Below are 18,792 nucleotides of genomic sequence, written 5' to 3'. Positions count from 1 at the left end.
TCGGTGGGTTTTGCGCCTCCGCGGGCCGTTATCTCGGCGACGGAGGCGGTGTAGCTCGCTCGCGGGCGGCTCGGGCGAAAGCCTCGGCGTCGGAGTTGGCGTTGGGAGCGGTGTCGGCGTTGGCCGTGTTGGCGGCCTGGCCGGCGAAGGCGGCCGTGCCGCCCAGGCTCCAGGTGTCCGGCGCGGTCTCGCGCACCAGCTTGTCGCGCGCGGCCTCGACCTTGGCGGCGGCCTGGCCCCACGCCTTCGGCGAGCGGTCGTCCGTGGGCTTCTTCGGAATGTCGGAGAACTTCGGAAAGGCCCCGCGGGCGGCCGCCGCCTTGGCCGCTTCCGGCGCGATCGGCGAGTTCGGATCCAGCGGCTTGGCGGCGAACGGGTTGGCCGATGCGCCCGCGCAACCGGCCGCCAGCATCGCCGCGCCCAGGCACAGGCCGACGCGCAGCGCCGCGATCGGCGCCGCAACGCGCCGTGACGGCTTCACAAATCGGTCTCGCCGAGCGTTCATTAGGGCTGCTCTTATGCGATGATCGCATTCAACGAAAGAGCGTGCGTTCCGGCTTGGGAGGAAGGGCCACATGAGTGCAGAGCCGTCGCGGCCGACGAAGGCGTCGTCCGGCAAGCCGAAGGCCGCCAAGAAGCCCGGCAAGGCCAAGGCCGCGCCGAAGGCCAAGAGCGAGGCGAAGGCGTCCACCAAGCCGAAGGTCGAGGTCAAAGTCGAGACCGCGCCCGGCCCCGCGGCGCAAACCGCGCCGCCGCCCCGGCCCGAGCCCGCGCCCGAGCCGGCCTCCTCCTCGTCCGGGCCGTTCACGCCGCAGCAGCGGGAGATGATCGAGAAGCTCTCGGCGAACCTGGCGCGGGCCGCCCTCACCGCCCAGGGCGCGATCGCCGAGGCGGCCCTGCGCCAGGCCGACCGGCCCTCGGCCCTGTCGCCCGATCCGTTCAACGTGGCGCCGGCGTTTAACCAGGTGATGGGACGCCTGGCGGCGCAGCCCGACCGGCTGATGCGCGCCCAGGCCGACCTGTTCACCCGCTACATGGCCCTGTGGCAGTCGGCGGCCAAGCGCGCCATGGACGGCGAGGTCAGCGCGCCGGTGGCCGCGCCGGCCAAGGGCGACAAGCGCTTCAATGACCCGCAGTGGGCCGAGAACCCAATCTTCGACACCATCAAGCAGTCGTACCTGCTCACCTCCGACTGGCTGAACACGCTGATCTCGGAGGTTGACGAGATCGAGCCGATGGCCAAGCGGCGCGTCGAGTTCTTCATGAAGATGCTGACCGACGCCTTCTCGCCCTCCAACTTCCTGGTCTCCAACCCGGCGGCCCTGAAGGAGGTGATGAACAGCCACGGCGAGAGCCTGGTGCGCGGCATGGAGAACTTCGCCGGCGACCTGGAGCGCGGCGGCGGCCAGTTGGCGATCAGCCAGACCGACTACGAGATGTTCAAGATCGGCGAGAACGTCGCGACCGCGCCGGGCAAGGTGATCTTCCAGAACGACATCATCCAGCTGCTGCAGTTCGATCCGACGACCGAACAGGTGCACCAGATCCCGCTGGTGATCTTCCCGCCCTGGATCAACAAGTTCTACATCCTGGACCTGCGCCCGGAGAACTCGATGATCCGATGGCTGACCGGCCAGGGGATCACGGTGTTCGTCGTCTCCTGGGTGAACCCCGACGCCTCGCTCGCGACCAAGACCTTCGAGGACTACATGGTCGAGGGCATCTACGCGGCGACCTCGGCGGTGATGAAGCAGTGCGACGTGGAGACGGTGAACACCGTCGGCTACTGCATCGGCGGCACCCTGCTCTCGGCGACCCTGGCCCACATGGCCGCCATCGACGACAAGCGCATCGGCTCGGCCACCTTCTTCGCCGCCCAGCAGGACTTCACCGAGGCCGGCGACCTGTTGCTGTTCACCGACGACAACTGGCTGAAGACGCTGGAGCAGCAGATGGACGCCGGCGGCGGGGTGCTGTCGGGCCAGGCCATGGCCGACACCTTCAACGTGCTGCGCTCCAACGATCTGATCTGGTCGTTCTTCGTGTCCAACTACCTGATGGGCAAGGAGCCCAAGCCGTTCGACCTGCTCTTCTGGAACTCCGACCAGACGCGCATGCCCAAGACGCTGCACATGTTCTATCTGCGCCGCTTCTACGGCGACAACGCCCTGGCCAAGGGCGAGCTGGAGCTGGGCGGGATCAAGCTGGACCTCTCCAAGGTCAAGACGCCGGTCTACGTGCAGTCGTCCCGAGAGGACCACATCGCGCCGGCCCGCTCGGTCTACAAGGGCGCGCGGCTGTTCGGCGGGCCGACCACCTTCACCATGTCGGGCTCCGGGCACATCGCCGGAGTGATCAACGCCCCGGCGGCCAAGAAGTACCAGCACTGGACCAACCCGGAGCTGCCGCCTACCCTGGAGGAGTGGCAGGCCGGCGCGGTCGAGCATCCCGGCTCCTGGTGGCCGCACTGGGCCGAATGGCTGAAGTCCCGCTCCGGCCCGATGGTCCCGGCGCGCGATCCGGCGCACGGCAAGTTCAACCCGATCGAGGAGGCGCCGGGCAGCTACGTGAAGGTGAAGTCGTAGGCGCGCGCCGTCACGCCTCGACGAACTTCAGCGCCACGCCGTTGTTGCAGTAGCGCAGGCCCGTGGGCCTGGGGCCGTCGTTGAAGACGTGGCCCTGGTGCCCCAGGCAGCGGGCGCAGTGGTACTCGGTGCGCAGGTAGCCGATCTTGAAGTCGTTCTTCTTGCCGAGCGCGCCCTTGATCTCGGTGTAGAAGCTCGGCCAGCCGGTGCCGCTGTCGTACTTCCAGTCCGATTTGAAGAGCGCCAGGCCGCAGCCGGCGCAGACGAAGGTCCCCTTGCGATGCTCCTTCAGCAGCGGGCTGGTGAAGGGTCTTTCGGTCGCCTCGCGCCGCAGCACCTCGTAGCTGGCTTCAGGCAGGCGCTGCTTCCAATCGGCGTCGGCGAGCTGGCGCCACTTGTCGCCGGCGTAGGGATCGGACGCGGCGCTGGCGAGTCCAGGCGCGGCGGCCACGAGAAAGGCCGATCCCATCAGGAAGCGGCGGCGGTCGATGAGGGCTTGGGCGGGGGTCATGCCTACCAATACGGCCCGGGCGCTCGTTCGGTTACAGCGGCGAGCGCAAAATCCGCGTTTCAGCCGCGCCAGACGTAGAGCGCGTCGGGCTCCTGCTCCTCGTTGCCGGCGCCGTCGGTGAGCTTTTCCAGCGCAAAACCGCGCGCCTCGTAGAACGCCCGCGCGCGATGGTTCTTCTGGAAGGTCCAGAGCCGCACCTCCGAGCCCTCGGTCAGCGCCAGGCGCAGGAGCTGGGGTCCGATCCCGCGGCCCTGCTGCTCGGGGTGGACGAACAGGTGGTCGATCCAGCCGGGGCGGAAGGCGATGTAGCCGACGACCGCCGCCTCGGTCTCGGCAAGCCAGACCTCGCGCTTGGGCAGCAGCTCATGGCCGAAGAACCACAGATCGTCCTCGGGCGTGTGCAGCTCGGGCAGGAACGGCAGGCTCGCGCGCACCGTCAGCCGGTGCAGCCGCGCCAGGGCCTCGGCGTCGTCGGCCCGGGCGCGGCGCTGGATCACAGCCCGGAGGCCTCGTCGAGGCCCAGCATGAGGTTGAGGTTCTGCACCGCCGCCCCGGACGCGCCCTTGCCCAGGTTGTCCAGCAGGGCCACCAGCCGCGCCTGACCCTCGGCGACGCTGCCGAAGACGTAGAGCTTCATGCGGTTGGTGCCGTTCAGGCCCTCCGGATCCAGGGTCTTGACCGCGGCGGCCTCCTCCAGCGAGGCGACCTCGACGAACGGCTCGCCCGCATAGGCCGCGGCGATCGCCGCGTGCACATCGGCCAGGCCCGGCTTGCCCGGCAGGGCCCAGAGCTGCAGCGGGACCTCGACGATCATGCCCTGGGCGTAGCGGCCGACGGCCGGCGCGAACAGCGGCCGGTGGGTGAAGCCGCCGAACTTGGCCATCTCCGGCACGTGCTTGTGCGCCAGGGGCATGGCGTAGATGCGATAGGGCGCGGTGGTGTAGTCGGCCGCCGTCTCGTCCTCGAACTCGGCGATCATCCCCTTGCCGCCGCCGGAGTAGCCGGACACGGCGTTGACCGTGATCGGCCAGTCGGCCGGGATCATCCCCGCGGCCGTCAGCGGCCGGGTGAGCGCGATGAAGCCCGTGGGATAGCAGCCGGGATTGGACACCCGCGTCGAGCCGGCGATGGCCGCGCGCTGGGCCTTGTCCATCTCGGCGAAGCCGTAGGTCCAGCCCTCGGCGACCCGGTGGGCGGTGGAGGCGTCGACCACGCGCACGGCGCTGGAGGTGATCATCGACACGGCTTCGCGCGCCGCGTCGTCCGGCAGGCACAGCACCACCGCGTCGGCGGCGTTCAGGAGCTCGGCGCGGGCCGCCGCGTCCTTGCGCTTGTCCGGGTCGATGGACAGGACTTCCAGGTCCTTGCGGCCCGCCAGCCGCTGGCGGATCTGCAGCCCCGTGGTGCCCGCCTCGCCGTCGATGAATACCGTCCGCATCTTTCAAACTCTCCAGCCGATCGGACATGGAAAAAGGGCGCCTCGATCTCTCGAAGCGCCCTTCGCAAACACGCGATGTTTCGCGCGCGATCCTAGCGCTTCGAGAACTGGAAGCTGCGTCGGGCCTTGGCCTTGCCGTACTTCTTCCGCTCCACGACGCGGCTGTCGCGGGTCAGGAAGCCGTGCGGCTTCAGCACCGGGCGCAGGCCCGGCTCGTAGTAGGTCAGGGCCTTGGACAGGCCGTGACGGATGGCGCCGGCCTGGCCGGAGAGGCCCGAGCCTTCCACCGAGACGATCACGTCGAACTGGCCGAGGCGGTCGGTCACCTGCAGGGGCTGGGCGATCATCATGCGCAGCACCGGGCGAGCGAAGTAGACCTCCTGGTCGCGGCCGTTGATGGTGATCTGGCCCTTGCCGGGCTTGATCCACACGCGGGCCACGGCGTTCTTGCGCTTGCCGGTGGCGTAGGCGCGGCCGTACTTGTCGATCTTGGGCTCGGCCGGAGCGGCTTCCGGGGCCGAGGAGAGGCTTTGCAGGGCCTCGAAACCTTGAGCTTCAGACATGCCTTAGAGGCTCCGCACGTTCTTGGCGTTCAGGTCGGCGAACGCGATGACTTCGGGGTTCTGCGCTTCGTGCGGGTGCTCGGCGCTGGCGTAGATGCGCAGGTGCGTCATCTGCTTGCGGGCCAAGGGGCTTTCCTTGGGCAGCATGCGTTCGACGGCCTTTTCCAGGATGCGCTCGGGGAACTTGCCGCCGAGGATCTTGTCCGCGGTGCGTTCCTTGATGCCGCCCGGATAGCCGGTGTGCCAGTAGTAGGTCTTGTCCTGCAGCTTCTTGCCGGTGAACTTCACCTTGTCGGCGTTGACGACGACGACGTAGTCGCCGCAGTCCACGTGCGGGGTGTAGTCGGGCCGGTGCTTGCCGCGAAGACGCATGGCGATGAACGAAGCCAGACGGCCGACAACGGCGTCCTGCGCATCGATCACGATCCACTTCTTCTCGACCTCGGCGGGCTTCAGCGAAGCCGTGGTCTTCATCATGGGAACGGGTCCGTAAACTTGAGCGGAGAACGGGCGAATTCCCGCGATCCGGCGTGAGGCGCGGCTGTTACGGCGCGCGCGCGGCCCTGTCAACAGGATTTGCGCGCACCCCGGCGGAAACCCTTACGGGATAAGGGATTGGCGAGCGCGGTACTATAATACCGCACCAACCTCGTCAGACCCGCCGCACCCGCCAGGCGAAGGCCACCGCCAGGCTCAGAACGATCGCCGCGGTCGCCTGGTGCAGCATGCCGAGCCACAGCGGCACGCCGGTCATCAAGGTGATGATCCCCAAGGCCGCCTGGAACAGCACGGCCGAACCGGCCACCGTCGCCAGGCCCTTCACCTCCGGCGCCAGGTAGCGCGAGCGCCTGGCGCCGACGATCAGGGCGATCGCCGCCGCCGTCAGCAGATACGCCGTCACACGGTGGTGCAGTTGCACGGCCGCCTGGCTGTGCGCGATGGTCTGCCAAAGGCCGTCGCCCAGGTAGTCGCGCGGGAAAATGGCGCCGTTCATCAGCGGCCAGTCCCGATAGACCAGGCCTGCGTGATTGCCGGCCACCAGCGCGCCCAGCAGGATCTGCAGATAGATGAGGCCGATGAAGGCGGCCGAGCGGCGCGTCCACGGGCTCGGCAGGGTCTGCCGCGCCTGGCCCGACCAGGCGTCGAGGCCGGTCCAGACCAGGGCCGCCAGCAGGATGAAGGCCAGGCCCAGATGGGTCATCAGACGCTCCGGCGCCACCGAGACCCGATGCTCCAGCCCGCTGGCCACCATCCACCAGCCGACCAGGCCCTGCAGCCCGCCGAGCGCGAACAGGCCCACGCAGCGCAGGATCAGCCGCCTCGGAATCTCGCCGCGGATCAGGAAGAAGACGAACGGAACGGCGAAGACCAGGCCGACCAGCCGGCCGAGCAGCCGGTGCGACCACTCCCACCAGTAGATGGTCTTGAACTGGGCCAGGCTCATGTCCGGGTTCAGGAGCTTGTACTGCGGAATCTGCTTGTAGCGGACGAACTCGGCGGTCCAGTCGGCCTGCGACATCGGCGGCACGACGCCGGTCACCGGCTTCCACTGGGTGATCGACAGGCCGGAGTCGGTGAGCCGCGTCGCGCCGCCCACCATCACCATGGCCAGCACCAGGACGGCGACGGCGAACAGCCAGATCGCGACCGGACGTGACCGGTCGGAACGTAGGAATGAAGTCATAACGCCCGCATTTGCGCGTTTTCAGGGCCTAAGTTGGGCGTCGGGCTAGCTCAATACGGCCCTCGCGTCCATGCGCCGCGCCCAGGAACCAACCAAGCTTGGCCGCATTCCCCATCAAGATCGTGAGAGGAGGAGCAATCACGATGAGCGGAGTCGGAATCCTGGGCGCGATCATCATCGGCCTGTTGGCCGGGTGGATCGCCGAGAAGGTGATGAAACGCAACCACGGCCTTTGGACGAATCTGGGCGTGGGTCTCTTGGGCGCTTTGCTGGGCGGCTTCGTCGCCGGACTGGCGGGCATCCACTTCGCCGGCTTCGTCGGCAGCCTGGTGGTCTCCACCCTCGGGGCGATCCTGCTTCTGGTGATCCTGGGCGCGCTCAAGCGACGGTGACGCGCGCGGGCCAAGCGCCTATAGAGCCCCCTTCCCCCGCTTTCGGGGGCTGGTGTGGAGCAGGAACTTGAGCGCGCGCGTCCGCAAGCTGATCGGCATGGTCGCGATCCTGGCGTTCCTGTTCTTCTACGTGGCGGCCGCGATCACCCTGGCCGACAAGGTTCCCGAGCAGCCGGTGCTGAAGCTCGTCTATTTCGTGCTGGTGGGGACCTGCTGGTTCGTCCCGATGATCCCGCTCGTGAAGTGGATGAACCGGGGACGCTGAGCCCGCCGATGGTCGGAGCGGCGGGATTCGAACCCACGACCCCTTGACCCCCAGTCAAGTGCGCTACCAGGCTGCGCTACGCTCCGACATCGGCAAGGCGCGCCTTATAGGCGGCGCCCTCAGGAGGGGCAATCGCAAAAAGCCGGGCGACGGCGGCGGCCCGATCAGCGGCCGTTCAGCGCCCCGTCCAGCCGGTGCTTGGCGGCCTCCAGGTCGCGAAGCGCCAGGGCGAGCCGGCGCAGGCCGACGTCGTCCAGCTCGGCGGCGGTGACCTCGACCAGCTCGGCAGAGGCCGCATCGCCGGCGGACGCAGCCACGGCCCCCGCGGCGACCAGCCGGCGCAGGCCATGCTCGCGGTGCAGCTTCTGCACGCCTTTGATGGTGTAGCCTTCGTCGTGCAGCAGCCGGCGCACGCCGCGCAGCACGGCGATGTCCTGCGGGCGGTAGAATCGCCGCCCGCCGGCGCGCTTCATCGGCCGGATGAAAGAGAACTTGGTCTCCCAGAAGCGCAGCACGTGCTGCGGCACGTCCAGTTCGTCGGCCGCTTCCGAGATCGTGCGAAAGGCGTCCGGGCCCTTCGCCACGGCCTAGTCCTCCTTGGACAACGCGTCGTCGACGCGCGCCTTCATCACCTGAGAAGCCCTAAAGCCGATCACACGCCTCGGCTCGATGGCCGCCGGTTCGCCGGTCTTCGGATTGCGGCCCATGCGCGCGCGCTTGGCGCGCACCTGGAAGACGCCGAACCCGGACAGCTTCACCTGCTCGCCGTTCTCCAACGCCATGGCCATCAATTCCAAAGTCCGCTCCACCAGCTCTGCACAATCCTGGCGTGTCAGACCAACTTCCTCGTGGACCGCCTCACATAGGTCAGCCCGTGTCACGGTAGCGCCTTTCATCATCCCCCTGCCCCGGATTTTGTCGGCAAACCGTCATGACGCGATTATCGCGTCAGGTCAAAACCTTCTGCGTCGAATTTCGGCGACAGCTCAAAGCCGGAGCACGCATGCGCCCCAGGTGAGCCCGCCGCCCATCGCCTCCAACAGCAGAAGTTGTCCTGGTTTGACACGACCGTCGGAAATTCCCTGCGCCAGCGCCAGCGGTATCGAGGCCGCCGAGGTGTTGGCGTGTTCGGCCACCGTCGAGATGACCTTCGATTCGTCGATTCCCAGCCGCCGCGCGACGCCTTCCAGGATCCGCTGGTTGGCCTGGTGCGGGATGAACCAGTCCACGCTGACCACCTCCACGCCGGCGTCCTCGGCGGCGGCCCGCACGGCCTCGGAGATGTTGACCACGGCGTGGCGGAACACCTGGTTGCCCTGCATCCGCAGGTGGCCGATCCGGCCGTTGGTGGAGACCCCGCCGTCCACGTAGAGCAGGTCCTGCTTGGTCCCGTCCGCGCGCAGGGCGAAGCCCAGAAGGCCGCGATCGGCGGTCGTGCCCTGCCCCTCCATGGGCTCCAGCACCACCGCGCCGGCGCCGTCGCCGAACAGCACGCAGGTGCCCCGGTCGGTCCAGTCCATCAGCCGGGTCATGGTCTCCGCGCCGATCACCAGGGCGCACTTGGACCGGCCGCGGGCGACGAAGCCGTCGGCCACCGACAGCGCATAGACGAAGCCCGAGCACACCGCCTGCACGTCGAAGGCCACGCCCACCGGCGCGCCGAGCTTGCGCTGGACGATCGCGGCGGTGGCCGGGAAGGTCAGGTCGGCCGTGGTGGTGGCGACGATGATCAGGTCGATGTCGGCCGCGGTGCGGCCGGCGGCCGTCAGCGCCTTCTCCGCCGCGGCCACGGCGAGGTCGGACACCGGCTCGTCGTCGGCGGCCTTGTAGCGCTTGCGGATGCCCGTGCGCTCGACGATCCACTCGTCGCTGGTGTCGACGATCTTGGCCAGATCATCGTTGGTGACCACGTTCGCCGGGAGGTGGCCGCCCACCCCGGTGATGACGCTACGCAAGATTTGGCTCAATTCATCCGGCTCCATCGGCGGCCGGCGGACACGACTCGCCCACCGCGGCGACCAGCTTCCTCATATTGCGTTCGATCTCGGCTGCGTAGTCGCTTCTCGCCAGGGTGCAGGCCACGCGGATCGCGGCGGCGAAATCCTGATCGGTCGCGCCGCCGTGGCTCTTCACCACCACGCCATTGAGGCCCAAAAGCGGCGCGGCCGGATCGGGGTTCATCTTCGCCCGGAACGCGCGCAATGCGCCGCGGGCCAGCAGCGCCCCGAGCGTGGCCAGGGGCGAGGACGTAAGCGCCGCGCGCAGCTCGCCGGTGATGAAACGGGCCACGCCCTCGGCGGTCTTCAGCGCGACGTTGCCGGTGAAGCCGTCGGTGACCACCACGTCGACCACGCCCTTGGTCAGGTCGTCGCCCTCGACGAAGCCGTGGTAGGCGATGTCGAAGCGGCCCTCGCGCAGGATGCGGTGGGCCTGGCGCACTTCCTCGTGGCCCTTCATGTCCTCGGAGCCGACGTTGAGCAGCCCCACCGTCGGCCGGGCCACCCCATGGGCCGCCCGGTGGAAGGCCTCGCCCAGGATGGCGAACTCCACCAGCCGCTCGGCGTCGCAATCGACGTTGGCGCCCACATCCAGCACGGTGGAGACGCCGCCGTTGGCGGTGGGCCAGGAGGCCACCAGCGGCGGGCGCTCGATGTCCACGCTCATGCGAAGCTGCAGCTTGGAGATGGCCATCAGCGCGCCGGTGTTGCCGGCCGAAACGGCCGCGTCGGCCTCGCCGGTCTTCACGCACTCCACGGCGTTCCACATGCTGGTGCCCTTGGAGCGGCGCAGGGCCTGAGCGGGCTTCTCGTCCATCGCCACGATGGTGTCGGTGTGGCGGATCTCCACGCGGCCCTTCAGTTCGGGCCGGCGCGCGATCTCCGGCGCGAGCCTGGCTTCGTCGCCGTGCGCCAGGAAGCGAACGCCGTCGGGCGCGCGCTTGGCGGCCAGCGCCAGGGCGGGGATCACCACGGGCGGGCCGTGGTCGCCGCCCATCGCATCAACGGAAATCACCAGGGATCTGTTCGCGGCGTCGCTCAATAAGCCCCCCAAACTCAAGACCTCCGCCGTCAGAGTCGCGGACGATACAGTCCACCTCCGGCAATGCAAAGCACAGCCGCGAGAGCGGCCCGCCTTGCGACCTGCGGGTCAGTCCTCCTTGTTCTTCAACTGCTTGAGCACCGCGAACGGCGATTCCTCGTCCGGCGGCGGCGAATAGTCGAAGGTCGCGCCCGGTTTTCTCGGGAACGGATCGATCTCAAGGGCCAGATGTTCAAGCACATAGCCGGTGACGTCGAGCTCCTCGCCCTCCAGGCGGTCCGGCGGATCCGGGGCGTCCAGGTCCAGGGTCAGTTCGCCGCCCGGCTCGGCCTCCTCGACAGCGTTGGGGCTGCCCGGCGGCAGCGCCTTGACGTCGAAGGTCCCGGAAATCGGCTGCTCGAAGGGCTCCAGGCTGACGCCGCAGATCTGCTCCACGCGCCCGTCGAACCGCCCGGCGATCTCCGCGCCGTCAAGCCAGGGGCGAACCTCCACCTCGGCGACCAAGGCGGGCAGGCTTTCCAGCCTCAGCTCCCGGGCGATGGACGCGCGGGTCGCGGCGTCCGGCTCCAGGCGAAGGCGCAGCGGACCGCGCGCCAGCTCGCGCAGGGCCACCGGCCGGCCCCACGGCAGATCGGTCACAGCACCGCCCACGCGACCTCGCCGGACATCACCCGCCCCAACTCCTGGTCGGCGAGGCCGGCGCGCTGGGCGAGCACATAGTCGGCCAGCCGCGGCGCCTGGGCCATGTCGGCCTCCGCATAGACCGTGCGCTCCAGGAGCGCGATCAGCGCCGCGGTCTGCGGCAACTCGGCGAAGGCGGCCTCATAGGACTTGGCCCGGCCGTAGAAGGCTTCGCCGAGCTTGCGCATCTTCTTGCCCACCGACAGGTCGCCCACGCCCATCTCGCGCAGGGCGTCGTCCAGCGCCTGGACATAGGCGTCGAACAGGGCCTGGGAGGCCTCGGCCGCGGCCTGCCCCTGCCCGCGCAGGCGATCCAGCAGCAGCATGACGTGCAGGGTGTAGAGCTCGAATCGCCCCTCCACCGTGTCGGGCGCGCCCAGCTCGACATAGAGGCCGGGCGTGCGCGCCTGGGCGACCACGGCGGCGTAAAGGCGCTTGGCGGCGGCCTGGGGCCCCCGCGGGCGGAACAGTCGATCCAGTATCATCTCGGCCTCGATTTCGCCCAGCAACGCGGCTAGACGCAAGCGGCAGGCCCACTTGGCCCAGCGCCCGCGTCAACGCTCGCCATTGAACTAAGGGCCGGCGGGCGATAGGTCAAAGCCTGCTAGTTCGAACCGGTTCGGAACATCCATGCTTCGTCGCGCCGCCTACGCCGCCCTGACCGCGAGCCTTCTCGCCGTCAGCGCGTGCGCCCCGATCACCAGCTATTCCGGCTTCCAGGCGATTGAGGCCAGCCCCACCGACGTGAAGGTGGGCGCCGACACCAAGTCCAGCGTGCGCGCCCGCCTGGGCTCGCCCTCGACCACCTCGACCTTCGACCCGAACGTCTGGTTCTACATCACCCAGGTGAAGGAGCGCATCGCGTTCCACCGCCCGCAGGTGTCCGACCGGCAGGTGACGGCCATCACCTTCGACAAGGAGACCGAGCAGGTGACGCACGTCGACGTGCTGGGCCTGAAGGACGGCAAGGTGGTGGCCTTCAACAACCGCGAGACGCCGACCCGCGGCCGCGAGATGACGATCCTGGAGCAGATCCTCGGCAACGTCGGCCGCGGCGGCCTGCTGCCGCGCGACGACGACGAGACGCTGCCCGGCAACCGCCCCGGCGACAACCGCTAGGCCGACCGGCCTTTCGTCCGGCGCCGCGGCGCCGGCCGGCTTCGCAAAGAAAAACGCCCCGGAGATCGCTCTCCGGGGCGTTCGCGTTTCCGCGACGGGCGCGGCGGCCTAGGCGACCGCCCCGTGGGCCAGCACCGCCAGCAGCAGCAGCGCCACGATGTTGGTGATCTTGATCATCGGGTTCACCGCCGGGCCGGCGGTGTCCTTGTAGGGGTCGCCGACGGTGTCGCCGGTGACCGCGGCCTTGTGGGCCTCGGAGCCCTTGCCGCCGTAGTTGCCTTCCTCGATCAGCTTCTTGGCGTTGTCCCAGGCGCCGCCGCCCGAGGTCATCGAGATGGCGACGAACAGGCCCGTGACGATCACGCCCATCAGCATGGCGCCGAGGGAGGCGAAGGCGTTCACCTTGCCGGCGATGGCGTTGATCACGAAGAACAGCACCACGGGCGAGGCCACCGGCAGCAGGCTCGGCACGATCATCTCGCGGATAGCCGCGCCGGTGAGGATGCTCACCGCCCGGCCGTACTCGGGCTTGACCTCGCCGGTCATGATGCCGGGGTTTTCCTTGAACTGGCGGCGCACCTCGGCGACCACCGCTTCAGCGGCGCGGCCCACGGCGGTCATCGACAGGCCGCCGAACAGGAACGGCAGAAGGCCGCCGAACAAAAGGCCCACCACCACGTACGGGTTGGACAGGTCGAAGGCCACCGTGCCCAGGCCGTCGAAGAACGAGCCCGGCGCGGCGTTGGCCGAGAAGAACTTCAGGTCCTCGGTGTAGGCGGCGAAGAGCACCAGGGCGCCCAGGCCGGCCGAGCCGATGGCGTAGCCCTTGGTCACGGCCTTGGTGGTGTTGCCCACCGCGTCCAGGGCGTCGGTGGAGACCCGGACTTCCGGGGGAAGACCGGCCATCTCGGCGATGCCGCCGGCGTTGTCGGTGACCGGGCCGAAGGCGTCCAGCGCCACGATCACGCCGGCCAGGGACAGCATGGAGGTGACGGCGATGGCGATGCCGAAGAGGCCCGCCAGGCTGTAGGTGACGATGATGCCGGCGATGATCACCAGCGCCGGCAGCGCGGTGGATTCCAGCGACATGGCCAGGCCCTGGATCACGTTGGTGCCGTGACCGGAGACCGAGGCCTTGGCCACCGACTTCACCGGGCGGAAGCCGGTGCCGGTGTAGTACTCGGTGATCACCACGATCAGGGCGGTGACGATCAGGCCCGCGACGCCGCAGTAGAACAGGCTCGTGGCGTCGAAGGTGTGGTCGTTGACCGTGACCGGCGCCGCGACCAGCGTCTTGGTCACCCACCAGATGCCGCCCACCGACAGCACGCCGGTGACGATCAGGCCCTGGTAGAGCGCACCCATGATGTTGTTGGACTTGCCCAGGCGCACGAAGAAGGTGCCGACGATGGAGGTCAGGATGCAGATCCCGCAGATCGCCAGCGGCAGCAGCATCATGGTCCCAACCACGTCCGAGCCGCGGAAGAAGATCGCGGCCAGCACCATGGTGGCGACCGTGGTCACCGCGTAGGTCTCGAACAGGTCGGCGGCCATGCCGGCGCAGTCGCCGACGTTGTCGCCCACGTTGTCGGCGATGGTGGCGGCGTTGCGCGGATCGTCCTCGGGAATGCCGGCCTCGACCTTGCCCACCATGTCGCCGCCCACGTCGGCGCCCTTGGTGAAGATGCCGCCGCCCAGACGGGCGAAGATGGAGATCAGCGAGGCGCCGAAGCCGAGGGCCACCATGGAGTCCACCACCTCGCGGCTGGTGTTCTCAAGCCCCAGGGGGCCGGTGAGGATCGCGTAGTAGCCGGCCACGCCAAGCAGCGCGAAGCCGGCGACCAGCATCCCGGTGACCGCGCCGGAGCGGAACGCCAGCGACAGCCCCTTGGCTAGGCCCTCGGAAGCGGCCTGGGCGGTGCGCACGTTGGCCCGCACCGAGATCAGCATCCCGGCGAAGCCCGCCAGGCCCGACAGGGTGGCGCCGATCGCGAAGCCGATCGCCGCGTGGGCGCCTATCAGGAAGAAGACCGCGACCAGGATCACGACGCCGACGGCGGCGATGGTCGTGTATTGCTTGTTCAGGTAGGCCTGCGCGCCTTCCTGGATGGCGGCTGCGATCTCCTGCATCCGCTCGTTGCCTGCGGACGCCCGCAGGAGCGAGGCGGACTGTACGATGCCGTACACCACCGCCAGCAGGCCGGCGATAATCACCAGCGTAAGCGTGGAAAGACCCATGTTGTAAGCGCCCCTTTGCGACTGCGCATCGAGCCGGAGCCGCTCTAATTACGCGGCGGCGTTCCGGCTCGTGTTTCCCCAACGGGACGCCGGAATAGCGCCCCCCTAATTTGACGCGCGACCTTGCCAAATACGCCAGCCCGGCGCAACGGGCCGCGATGTCGAGCGTCTTGGGGGATGCTTATGCGCCGGGCGGCTTGGGCAGGCCCGTGGTGCGCTTGGGCGACTGGGAGAGCACGACCACGTCCTTGATCATCCCCTGCCCGGCGATCGCCGCGCCGTCCCGCATCATGGCGGCCTTCAGCTTGGCCTCGTCTATGCCGACGTAGGTCTTGGCCGAATTGAAGGGCGTTCGGTGCGCCGCCCGCACCAGCGCGTCGCGGAAATAGGGCTCCTTCGCGCGCAGCTTGGTCGCGTCCGCCTTGGAGGCGAAGTCGATGCGCACGTAGACGAAGATGTAGTTGATCACGACGCCGCTGACGACGATCGGCAGGGCGACCGGCAGCAGCTCCACGTACTGGCCGACGGGCGCCGGCTTTTCTTTGGGCTTGCCGGAGGCCAGGGCCGCCGAACCGCTGAGGGCGAAGGCGGCGGCGAGGATCAGGGCGCGACGGTTCATGCGCAGATCCTGCCTGAATATGGTTGCCGCAAACTTGCGCCTCAGGCGTGGCGCCATCCGCCCGGGCCGGGGTCGATCCGCTCGCCACCGGCCACGACGGCCAGGCCCGGTTCGGCGGTGACCTCGCCGATCACCGTCAGGCCCAAGGCGTGGGCGTCGGCCGCAGGCGCGGTGCAAACCACCTGGTAGTCGTCGCCGCCGCTGGCGAGCCGCAGGCGCGCGGCGGCGCGGTCGGGCTGGCGGTCCAGCCAGGCGCGGGCCGCGTCCGACAACGGCGCGAGGTCCAGGTCCATGCGCAGCCCCACACCGCTGGCCTCGGCGATGTGGCCCGCGTCGGCGATCAGGCCGTCGGAGACGTCGGCCGCGGCGCTGGCGTGGTCCAGCAGCGCCTGGCGCAGGTCCACCCTCGGCTCGGGCAGGCGATAGCGGCCGGCCAGATAGCCGTCCGGGTCATCCAGCTCGCCAAGCGCGGCCCGCAGCCCCAGCCAGCCGTCGCCGATCGGCCCGGACACCATCAGCTTGTCGCCGGGCCGCGCGCCGGAGCGCCGCACCATGGCGCCGGCCGGAACCCAGCCCAGCATGGTGACCGACGCCGTGAGCGGACCGGGCGTGGACGTCGTGTCGCCGCCCAGCAGGGTCAGGCCATAGGCTTCGCCGTCCGTCGCCAGCCCCGAGGCGAACGCCTGGCGCGCCGGCCAGCCGGCGGCGGGCGGCCAGCTCACGGCCAGGAAATAGCCCCAGGGCTCGGCGGCCTTGGCCGCCAGGTCGGACAGGTTCACCCGCAGCAGCTTGCGCGCGATCAGCTCCGGCCGCTCGCCCTTCGGGAAGTGCACGCCCTCGACCACCGCGTCCTTGGTGACGACGAGATCGAAGCCGGGCCGCTGCGGGATGACCGCCGCGTCGTCCAACAGGTCCAGGGCCTCCGGCGCGCCGCGGGCGAGCGGGCGGAACAACCGCGCGATCTGGCCGAACTCGTCGGGCGGCTGATCAGGCCCGGACATCCTGGGCCACGCCGTCCAGGGCCGCGTTGACGAAGCCGGGCTCGGGGCCCTCGAAGAAGGACTTCGCCAGTTCGACGTACTCGTTGATCACCACCTCGGTCGGCACGTCCGCCCGGTGGGTGAGCTCGTAGGCGCCGGCGCGCAGGATCGCCCGAACCGTGGCGTCCAGCCGCTCCAGCCGCCAGCCGCTGGCCAGGCGCTTGACCACGGCGGCGTCGACTTCGCGCTGGCTGCTCACCACGCCGCGCACCAGCTCGGCGAAGAACGCCTCGTCCGCCGTCGCCAGAGTATCGCCTTCGTCCTCCAGCGCCCGGTCGAAGCGATGCTCGGAGAACTCGCGGATCACCGCCTCGACCCCGGCGCTGGAGACCTCCATCTGGTAGAGGGCCTGGACGGCCGCGAGACGGGCGACGCTGCGGGCGGACTTGACGCTCATCGCGCGCCGCCCAGCAGGCGGCGCTTCAGCACCACCATGTCGAGGGCCGCGCGCGCGGCGCCGCCGCCCTTGTCGCCCTCGCTGCGCCGGGCGCGGGCCCAGGCCTGCTCTTCGTCGTCGACGGTCAGCACGCCGTTGCCCAGGGCCAGGCGCCTGGCGACGGCCAGATCCATCAGCCCGCGGGCGGATTCGTTGGAGACCACCTCGAAGTGATAGGTCTCGCCGCGGATCACCGTGCCCAGAGCGACATAGCCGTCATAGAACTTGCCGGCCGGGCGATGGCCGCCCTCGTCGGCGAAGGCGATCGCCGCCGGAATCTCCAGCGCGCCGGGCACGCTGATCACGTCGTACTCGGCGTCGAAGGCCTCGATCGCCTCGGCGGCGCCGGCCAAGAGCTCGTCGGCCAGGTCCGAATAGAACCGCGCCTCCACGATCAGGATGCGGATCTTGTCTTCTAGCATCGGCAGGTCCCTTCCGGCGCGGATCGCCGCACCGCTTTAGGCCGTTTCTCGCCAGCGGGCGAGATAGCGCGCCAACATGTCGATCTCCAGGTTCACGCGCGAACCGGGCTTCAGCCCCCCGAGCGTGGTCACCTCCCAGGTGTGCGGGATCAGGTTCACCCCGAAGACGTCGTCGTCCACCTCGTTGACCGTGAGCGAGACGCCCTCCACGGCGATGGAGCCCTTGGGCGCGATGTAGCGGTGCAGCGGCCGCGGAACGCGGATGCGCACGCGGTGCGAGCCGCCCTCGCTGTCGATCGACAGCACCTCGCCCACCCCGTCCACGTGGCCGGAGACGATGTGGCCGCCCAGCTCGTCGCCCACCCGGGCCGAGCGCTCCAGGTTCACCGCCCGCCCCTCGTCCCAGTCGCCCAGCGTGGTCTTGGACAGGGTCTCGCCGGAGACCTCGACCGCGAACCAGCCCTCGCCCTTCTCCACCACGGTCAGGCAGCAGCCAGCGTGGGCGATCGAGGCGCCCATGTCGATGGTGGAGACATCGAAGCTCGTCTCGATCTCGAAACGGCGGTCGCGGTTGGTGTCGCGCACGGCGCGCACGCGCCCCACGTCTGTGACGATGCCTGTGAACATTCAGATCCTTTCGTACCGTTCCCACAGGTCGTCGCCGACGCTGCGGACGTCAAGCCTGCGGAACCTGGGCGCGGCGGCCAGGGCCGCCAGGGCGAGATCGGCGACCGCCGCCCGCCCTTCGCCGCCGATGACCATCGGCGCGCGGAACCATTCCAGCCGCTCGACCAGGCCCGCGCGCAGGAAACTCGCCGCGACCCGCCCGCCGCCCTCGACGAAAAGGCGCTTCTGCCCCTGCTCGGCCAGCGCGGCGACCACGGCGTCCAGGTTGTCCATGCGCCGGACCTCAAGCACCCGGACGCCCTTCTCCACCAGGCCGGGCTGGGGCGGCGCCGAGCTGACCACATAGGTGGGCGTGACCCTGGCCGTGGCGGCCAGCTTGCTGTGCGCCGGCAGGCGCTGGCGGCTGTCGAGCACCACGCGGGCCGGATGCGGGCCGGCGTAGCCCTCGAGCCTGACCGTCAGTTCGGGATCGTCGGCGAGCGCGGTCTCCACGCCGATCACCACCGCGTCGTGCTCGGCGCGCAGCCGATGCACCGCCTCGCGCGCCTGCGGCCCGGTGATCCACCGGCTTTCGCCGGATGCGGTGGCGATGCGGCCGTCAAGGGAAGTGGCGAGCTTGAGAGTGACGTGCGCGGCCCGGCTCGCCGGCGCGTCAGTCGTCATCCTCCGCGCCCTCGCTGAGGCCCTCCTCGCCGAGGAAGCGGGCGAAGTCGCTGGTTTCCTTGAAGTCGCGATAGACCGAGGCGTAGCGGACATAGGCCACGTCATCGAGGGCCTTGAGCTGCTTCATCACCATCTCGCCGACCACGGAGGACGGCAGCTCGGTCTCGCCCATGCTTTCGAGCTGGCGCACGATGGAGGAGATCATCCGCTCAACCCGCTCCGGCTCGATGGCGCGCTTGCGGATGGCCACGGCCACCGAACGCTGCAGCTTCTCGCGGTCGAACGGAGCGCGGCGCCCGGAGCGCTTGACGATGGTCAGCTCGCGAAGCTGCACCCGCTCGAAGGTGGTGAAGCGCCCCCCGCATTCGGGGCACAGACGACGACGACGGATCGCCGCCCCGTCCTCGGACGGGCGGCTGTCCTTCACCTGGCTTTCGGCGTGGCCGCAGAATGGGCAGCGCATGATGTAG

At 69.4% G+C, this 18,792-nt stretch carries 25 protein-coding genes and 1 tRNA gene; 4 read left to right on the top strand and 22 right to left on the bottom strand.

Annotated elements, in window-relative coordinates; all coding sequences use genetic code 11:
• Positions 1-28: 28 nt before the first annotated feature.
• Positions 29-481, bottom strand: a complete 453-nt coding sequence (locus ACE3TA_RS02870) for a hypothetical protein (RefSeq protein ID WP_374570247.1) — start codon at positions 479-481, stop codon at positions 29-31.
• Positions 482-824: 343 nt separating this feature from the next.
• On the opposite strand from ACE3TA_RS02870, the gene phaC reads away from it, so the two are divergent.
• A complete protein-coding gene (gene phaC / locus ACE3TA_RS02865) occupies positions 825-2,585 on the top strand; it encodes a class I poly(R)-hydroxyalkanoic acid synthase (RefSeq protein WP_374571107.1) in 1,761 nt (586 codons plus the stop codon).
• 10 nt (positions 2,586-2,595) lie between these two features.
• Here the strand turns inward: phaC and msrB are convergent, their stop codons facing one another.
• The 6 genes from msrB to ACE3TA_RS02835 all read right to left on the bottom strand — a co-directional run bounded on the left by msrB (position 2,596) and on the right by ACE3TA_RS02835 (position 6,781).
• A complete protein-coding gene (gene msrB, locus ACE3TA_RS02860) occupies positions 2,596-3,096 on the bottom strand; it encodes a peptide-methionine (R)-S-oxide reductase MsrB (RefSeq protein WP_374570245.1) in 501 nt (166 codons plus the stop codon).
• A 59-nt stretch (positions 3,097-3,155) separates the two neighbouring features.
• Entirely contained in the window at positions 3,156-3,593 is a 438-nt protein-coding gene (locus ACE3TA_RS02855; protein WP_374570243.1) for an N-acetyltransferase family protein, read from the bottom strand.
• Positions 3,590-4,534 (bottom strand): N-acetyl-gamma-glutamyl-phosphate reductase, encoded by a 945-nt coding sequence (argC, locus tag ACE3TA_RS02850; RefSeq protein WP_374570241.1) that lies wholly within the window; start codon positions 4,532-4,534, stop codon positions 3,590-3,592. The genes ACE3TA_RS02855 and argC overlap by 4 nt, the downstream gene beginning before the upstream one ends.
• A 92-nt stretch (positions 4,535-4,626) precedes the next feature.
• Positions 4,627-5,097 carry a 30S ribosomal protein S9 gene (gene rpsI, locus ACE3TA_RS02845; protein WP_374570239.1) on the bottom strand — a complete coding sequence of 157 codons (471 nt, stop codon included), beginning with the start codon at positions 5,095-5,097 and terminating at the stop codon, positions 4,627-4,629.
• Between the two features lie 3 nt (positions 5,098-5,100).
• The gene (gene rplM / locus ACE3TA_RS02840; RefSeq protein WP_374570237.1) at positions 5,101-5,574 is read right to left on the bottom strand and encodes a 50S ribosomal protein L13; all 474 of its coding nucleotides are present in this window, start codon (positions 5,572-5,574) and stop codon (positions 5,101-5,103) included.
• Positions 5,575-5,749: 175 nt separating this feature from the next.
• On the bottom strand, positions 5,750-6,781 hold the full coding sequence (locus ACE3TA_RS02835) for a COX15/CtaA family protein (protein ID WP_374570235.1): 1,032 nt from the start codon (positions 6,779-6,781) through the stop codon (positions 5,750-5,752).
• Between the two features lie 143 nt (positions 6,782-6,924).
• Here ACE3TA_RS02835 and ACE3TA_RS02830 point away from each other — a divergent pair, with 143 nt between their 5' ends.
• Positions 6,925-7,173 (top strand): GlsB/YeaQ/YmgE family stress response membrane protein, encoded by a 249-nt coding sequence (locus ACE3TA_RS02830; protein WP_374570234.1) that lies wholly within the window; start codon positions 6,925-6,927, stop codon positions 7,171-7,173.
• 67 nt (positions 7,174-7,240) lie between these two features.
• Positions 7,241-7,438: a DUF2842 domain-containing protein gene (locus ACE3TA_RS02825; protein ID WP_374570233.1), complete on the top strand. Its 198-nt coding sequence runs from the start codon at positions 7,241-7,243 to the stop codon at positions 7,436-7,438.
• Between the two features lie 9 nt (positions 7,439-7,447).
• Here the strand turns inward: ACE3TA_RS02825 and ACE3TA_RS02820 are convergent.
• The 7 genes from ACE3TA_RS02820 to ACE3TA_RS02790 form a co-directional block, all read right to left on the bottom strand.
• A tRNA-Pro gene (locus tag ACE3TA_RS02820) sits at positions 7,448-7,524 on the bottom strand.
• Positions 7,525-7,602: 78 nt separating this feature from the next.
• Positions 7,603-8,022: a MerR family transcriptional regulator gene (locus tag ACE3TA_RS02815; RefSeq protein ID WP_374570232.1), complete on the bottom strand. Its 420-nt coding sequence runs from the start codon at positions 8,020-8,022 to the stop codon at positions 7,603-7,605.
• A gap of 3 nt (positions 8,023-8,025) precedes the next feature.
• Positions 8,026-8,334 (bottom strand): integration host factor subunit alpha, encoded by a 309-nt coding sequence (locus ACE3TA_RS02810; protein ID WP_374570231.1) that lies wholly within the window; start codon positions 8,332-8,334, stop codon positions 8,026-8,028.
• 90 nt (positions 8,335-8,424) lie between these two features.
• Entirely contained in the window at positions 8,425-9,420 is a 996-nt protein-coding gene (locus ACE3TA_RS02805; RefSeq protein ID WP_374570230.1) for a beta-ketoacyl-ACP synthase III, read from the bottom strand.
• On the bottom strand, positions 9,407-10,450 hold the full coding sequence (gene plsX / locus ACE3TA_RS02800; protein ID WP_374570229.1) for a phosphate acyltransferase PlsX: 1,044 nt from the start codon (positions 10,448-10,450) through the stop codon (positions 9,407-9,409). The genes ACE3TA_RS02805 and plsX overlap by 14 nt, the downstream gene beginning before the upstream one ends.
• A 135-nt stretch (positions 10,451-10,585) precedes the next feature.
• Entirely contained in the window at positions 10,586-11,116 is a 531-nt protein-coding gene (locus ACE3TA_RS02795; protein ID WP_374570228.1) for a DUF177 domain-containing protein, read from the bottom strand.
• Positions 11,113-11,643 (bottom strand): ubiquinol-cytochrome C chaperone family protein, encoded by a 531-nt coding sequence (locus ACE3TA_RS02790; protein ID WP_374570227.1) that lies wholly within the window; start codon positions 11,641-11,643, stop codon positions 11,113-11,115. The genes ACE3TA_RS02795 and ACE3TA_RS02790 overlap by 4 nt, the downstream gene beginning before the upstream one ends.
• 145 nt (positions 11,644-11,788) lie before the next feature.
• Here ACE3TA_RS02790 and ACE3TA_RS02785 point away from each other — a divergent pair, with 145 nt between their 5' ends.
• Complete coding sequence (locus ACE3TA_RS02785) at positions 11,789-12,277, top strand: outer membrane protein assembly factor BamE (RefSeq protein ID WP_374570226.1); 489 nt, start codon at positions 11,789-11,791, stop codon at positions 12,275-12,277.
• Between the two features lie 108 nt (positions 12,278-12,385).
• Here ACE3TA_RS02785 and ACE3TA_RS02780 read toward each other — a convergent pair whose 3' ends face one another.
• The 8 genes from ACE3TA_RS02780 to nrdR all read right to left on the bottom strand — a co-directional run bounded on the left by ACE3TA_RS02780 (position 12,386) and on the right by nrdR (position 18,785).
• Positions 12,386-14,515 carry a sodium-translocating pyrophosphatase gene (locus ACE3TA_RS02780; protein WP_374570225.1) on the bottom strand — a complete coding sequence of 710 codons (2,130 nt, stop codon included), beginning with the start codon at positions 14,513-14,515 and terminating at the stop codon, positions 12,386-12,388.
• 181 nt (positions 14,516-14,696) lie between these two features.
• On the bottom strand, positions 14,697-15,134 hold the full coding sequence (locus ACE3TA_RS02775; RefSeq protein ID WP_374570223.1) for a hypothetical protein: 438 nt from the start codon (positions 15,132-15,134) through the stop codon (positions 14,697-14,699).
• 41 nt (positions 15,135-15,175) lie between these two features.
• Complete coding sequence (thiL, locus tag ACE3TA_RS02770; RefSeq protein ID WP_374570220.1) at positions 15,176-16,135, bottom strand: thiamine-phosphate kinase; 960 nt, start codon at positions 16,133-16,135, stop codon at positions 15,176-15,178.
• A complete protein-coding gene (gene nusB, locus ACE3TA_RS02765) occupies positions 16,122-16,571 on the bottom strand; it encodes a transcription antitermination factor NusB (RefSeq protein ID WP_374570218.1) in 450 nt (149 codons plus the stop codon). Before nusB ends, thiL begins: the two co-directional genes overlap by 14 nt.
• Positions 16,568-17,032, bottom strand: coding sequence for a 6,7-dimethyl-8-ribityllumazine synthase (ribH, locus tag ACE3TA_RS02760; protein ID WP_374570216.1), 465 nt, complete (start codon positions 17,030-17,032; stop codon positions 16,568-16,570). The genes nusB and ribH overlap by 4 nt, the downstream gene beginning before the upstream one ends.
• 36 nt (positions 17,033-17,068) lie before the next feature.
• The gene (locus ACE3TA_RS02755; RefSeq protein ID WP_374570214.1) at positions 17,069-17,659 is read right to left on the bottom strand and encodes a riboflavin synthase; all 591 of its coding nucleotides are present in this window, start codon (positions 17,657-17,659) and stop codon (positions 17,069-17,071) included.
• Positions 17,660-18,322: a RibD family protein gene (locus ACE3TA_RS02750; RefSeq protein WP_374570212.1), complete on the bottom strand. Its 663-nt coding sequence runs from the start codon at positions 18,320-18,322 to the stop codon at positions 17,660-17,662.
• Entirely contained in the window at positions 18,312-18,785 is a 474-nt protein-coding gene (gene nrdR, locus ACE3TA_RS02745; RefSeq protein WP_374570210.1) for a transcriptional regulator NrdR, read from the bottom strand. The genes ACE3TA_RS02750 and nrdR overlap by 11 nt, the downstream gene beginning before the upstream one ends.
• Between the last annotated feature and the right edge of the window lie 7 nt (positions 18,786-18,792).

Source organism: Phenylobacterium sp., assembly GCF_041916435.1.
Lineage (GTDB): Bacteria > Pseudomonadota > Alphaproteobacteria > Caulobacterales > Caulobacteraceae > Phenylobacterium.
This window is presented reverse-complemented; position numbering and strand designations above follow the sequence as displayed.

Coding starts and splice junctions, on each gene's coding strand:
- ACE3TA_RS02835 (WP_374570235.1), bottom strand. CDS start 6,781: ATGACTTCATTCCTACGTTCCGACCGGTCACGTCCGGTCGCGATCTGG.
- argC (WP_374570241.1), bottom strand. CDS start 4,534: ATGCGGACGGTATTCATCGACGGCGAGGCGGGCACCACGGGGCTGCAG.
- ACE3TA_RS02830 (WP_374570234.1), top strand. CDS start 6,925: ATGAGCGGAGTCGGAATCCTGGGCGCGATCATCATCGGCCTGTTGGCC.
- ACE3TA_RS02780 (WP_374570225.1), bottom strand. CDS start 14,515: ATGGGTCTTTCCACGCTTACGCTGGTGATTATCGCCGGCCTGCTGGCG.
- ACE3TA_RS02755 (WP_374570214.1), bottom strand. CDS start 17,659: ATGTTCACAGGCATCGTCACAGACGTGGGGCGCGTGCGCGCCGTGCGC.
- nrdR (WP_374570210.1), bottom strand. CDS start 18,785: ATGCGCTGCCCATTCTGCGGCCACGCCGAAAGCCAGGTGAAGGACAGC.
- nusB (WP_374570218.1), bottom strand. CDS start 16,571: ATGAGCGTCAAGTCCGCCCGCAGCGTCGCCCGTCTCGCGGCCGTCCAG.
- ACE3TA_RS02785 (WP_374570226.1), top strand. CDS start 11,789: ATGCTTCGTCGCGCCGCCTACGCCGCCCTGACCGCGAGCCTTCTCGCC.
- ACE3TA_RS02750 (WP_374570212.1), bottom strand. CDS start 18,322: ATGACGACTGACGCGCCGGCGAGCCGGGCCGCGCACGTCACTCTCAAG.
- ACE3TA_RS02790 (WP_374570227.1), bottom strand. CDS start 11,643: ATGATACTGGATCGACTGTTCCGCCCGCGGGGGCCCCAGGCCGCCGCC.
- ACE3TA_RS02805 (WP_374570230.1), bottom strand. CDS start 9,420: ATGGAGCCGGATGAATTGAGCCAAATCTTGCGTAGCGTCATCACCGGG.
- msrB (WP_374570245.1), bottom strand. CDS start 3,096: ATGACCCCCGCCCAAGCCCTCATCGACCGCCGCCGCTTCCTGATGGGA.
- thiL (WP_374570220.1), bottom strand. CDS start 16,135: ATGTCCGGGCCTGATCAGCCGCCCGACGAGTTCGGCCAGATCGCGCGG.
- ribH (WP_374570216.1), bottom strand. CDS start 17,032: ATGCTAGAAGACAAGATCCGCATCCTGATCGTGGAGGCGCGGTTCTAT.
- phaC (WP_374571107.1), top strand. CDS start 825: ATGATCGAGAAGCTCTCGGCGAACCTGGCGCGGGCCGCCCTCACCGCC.
- rplM (WP_374570237.1), bottom strand. CDS start 5,574: ATGATGAAGACCACGGCTTCGCTGAAGCCCGCCGAGGTCGAGAAGAAG.
- ACE3TA_RS02775 (WP_374570223.1), bottom strand. CDS start 15,134: ATGAACCGTCGCGCCCTGATCCTCGCCGCCGCCTTCGCCCTCAGCGGT.
- rpsI (WP_374570239.1), bottom strand. CDS start 5,097: ATGTCTGAAGCTCAAGGTTTCGAGGCCCTGCAAAGCCTCTCCTCGGCC.
- ACE3TA_RS02810 (WP_374570231.1), bottom strand. CDS start 8,334: ATGAAAGGCGCTACCGTGACACGGGCTGACCTATGTGAGGCGGTCCAC.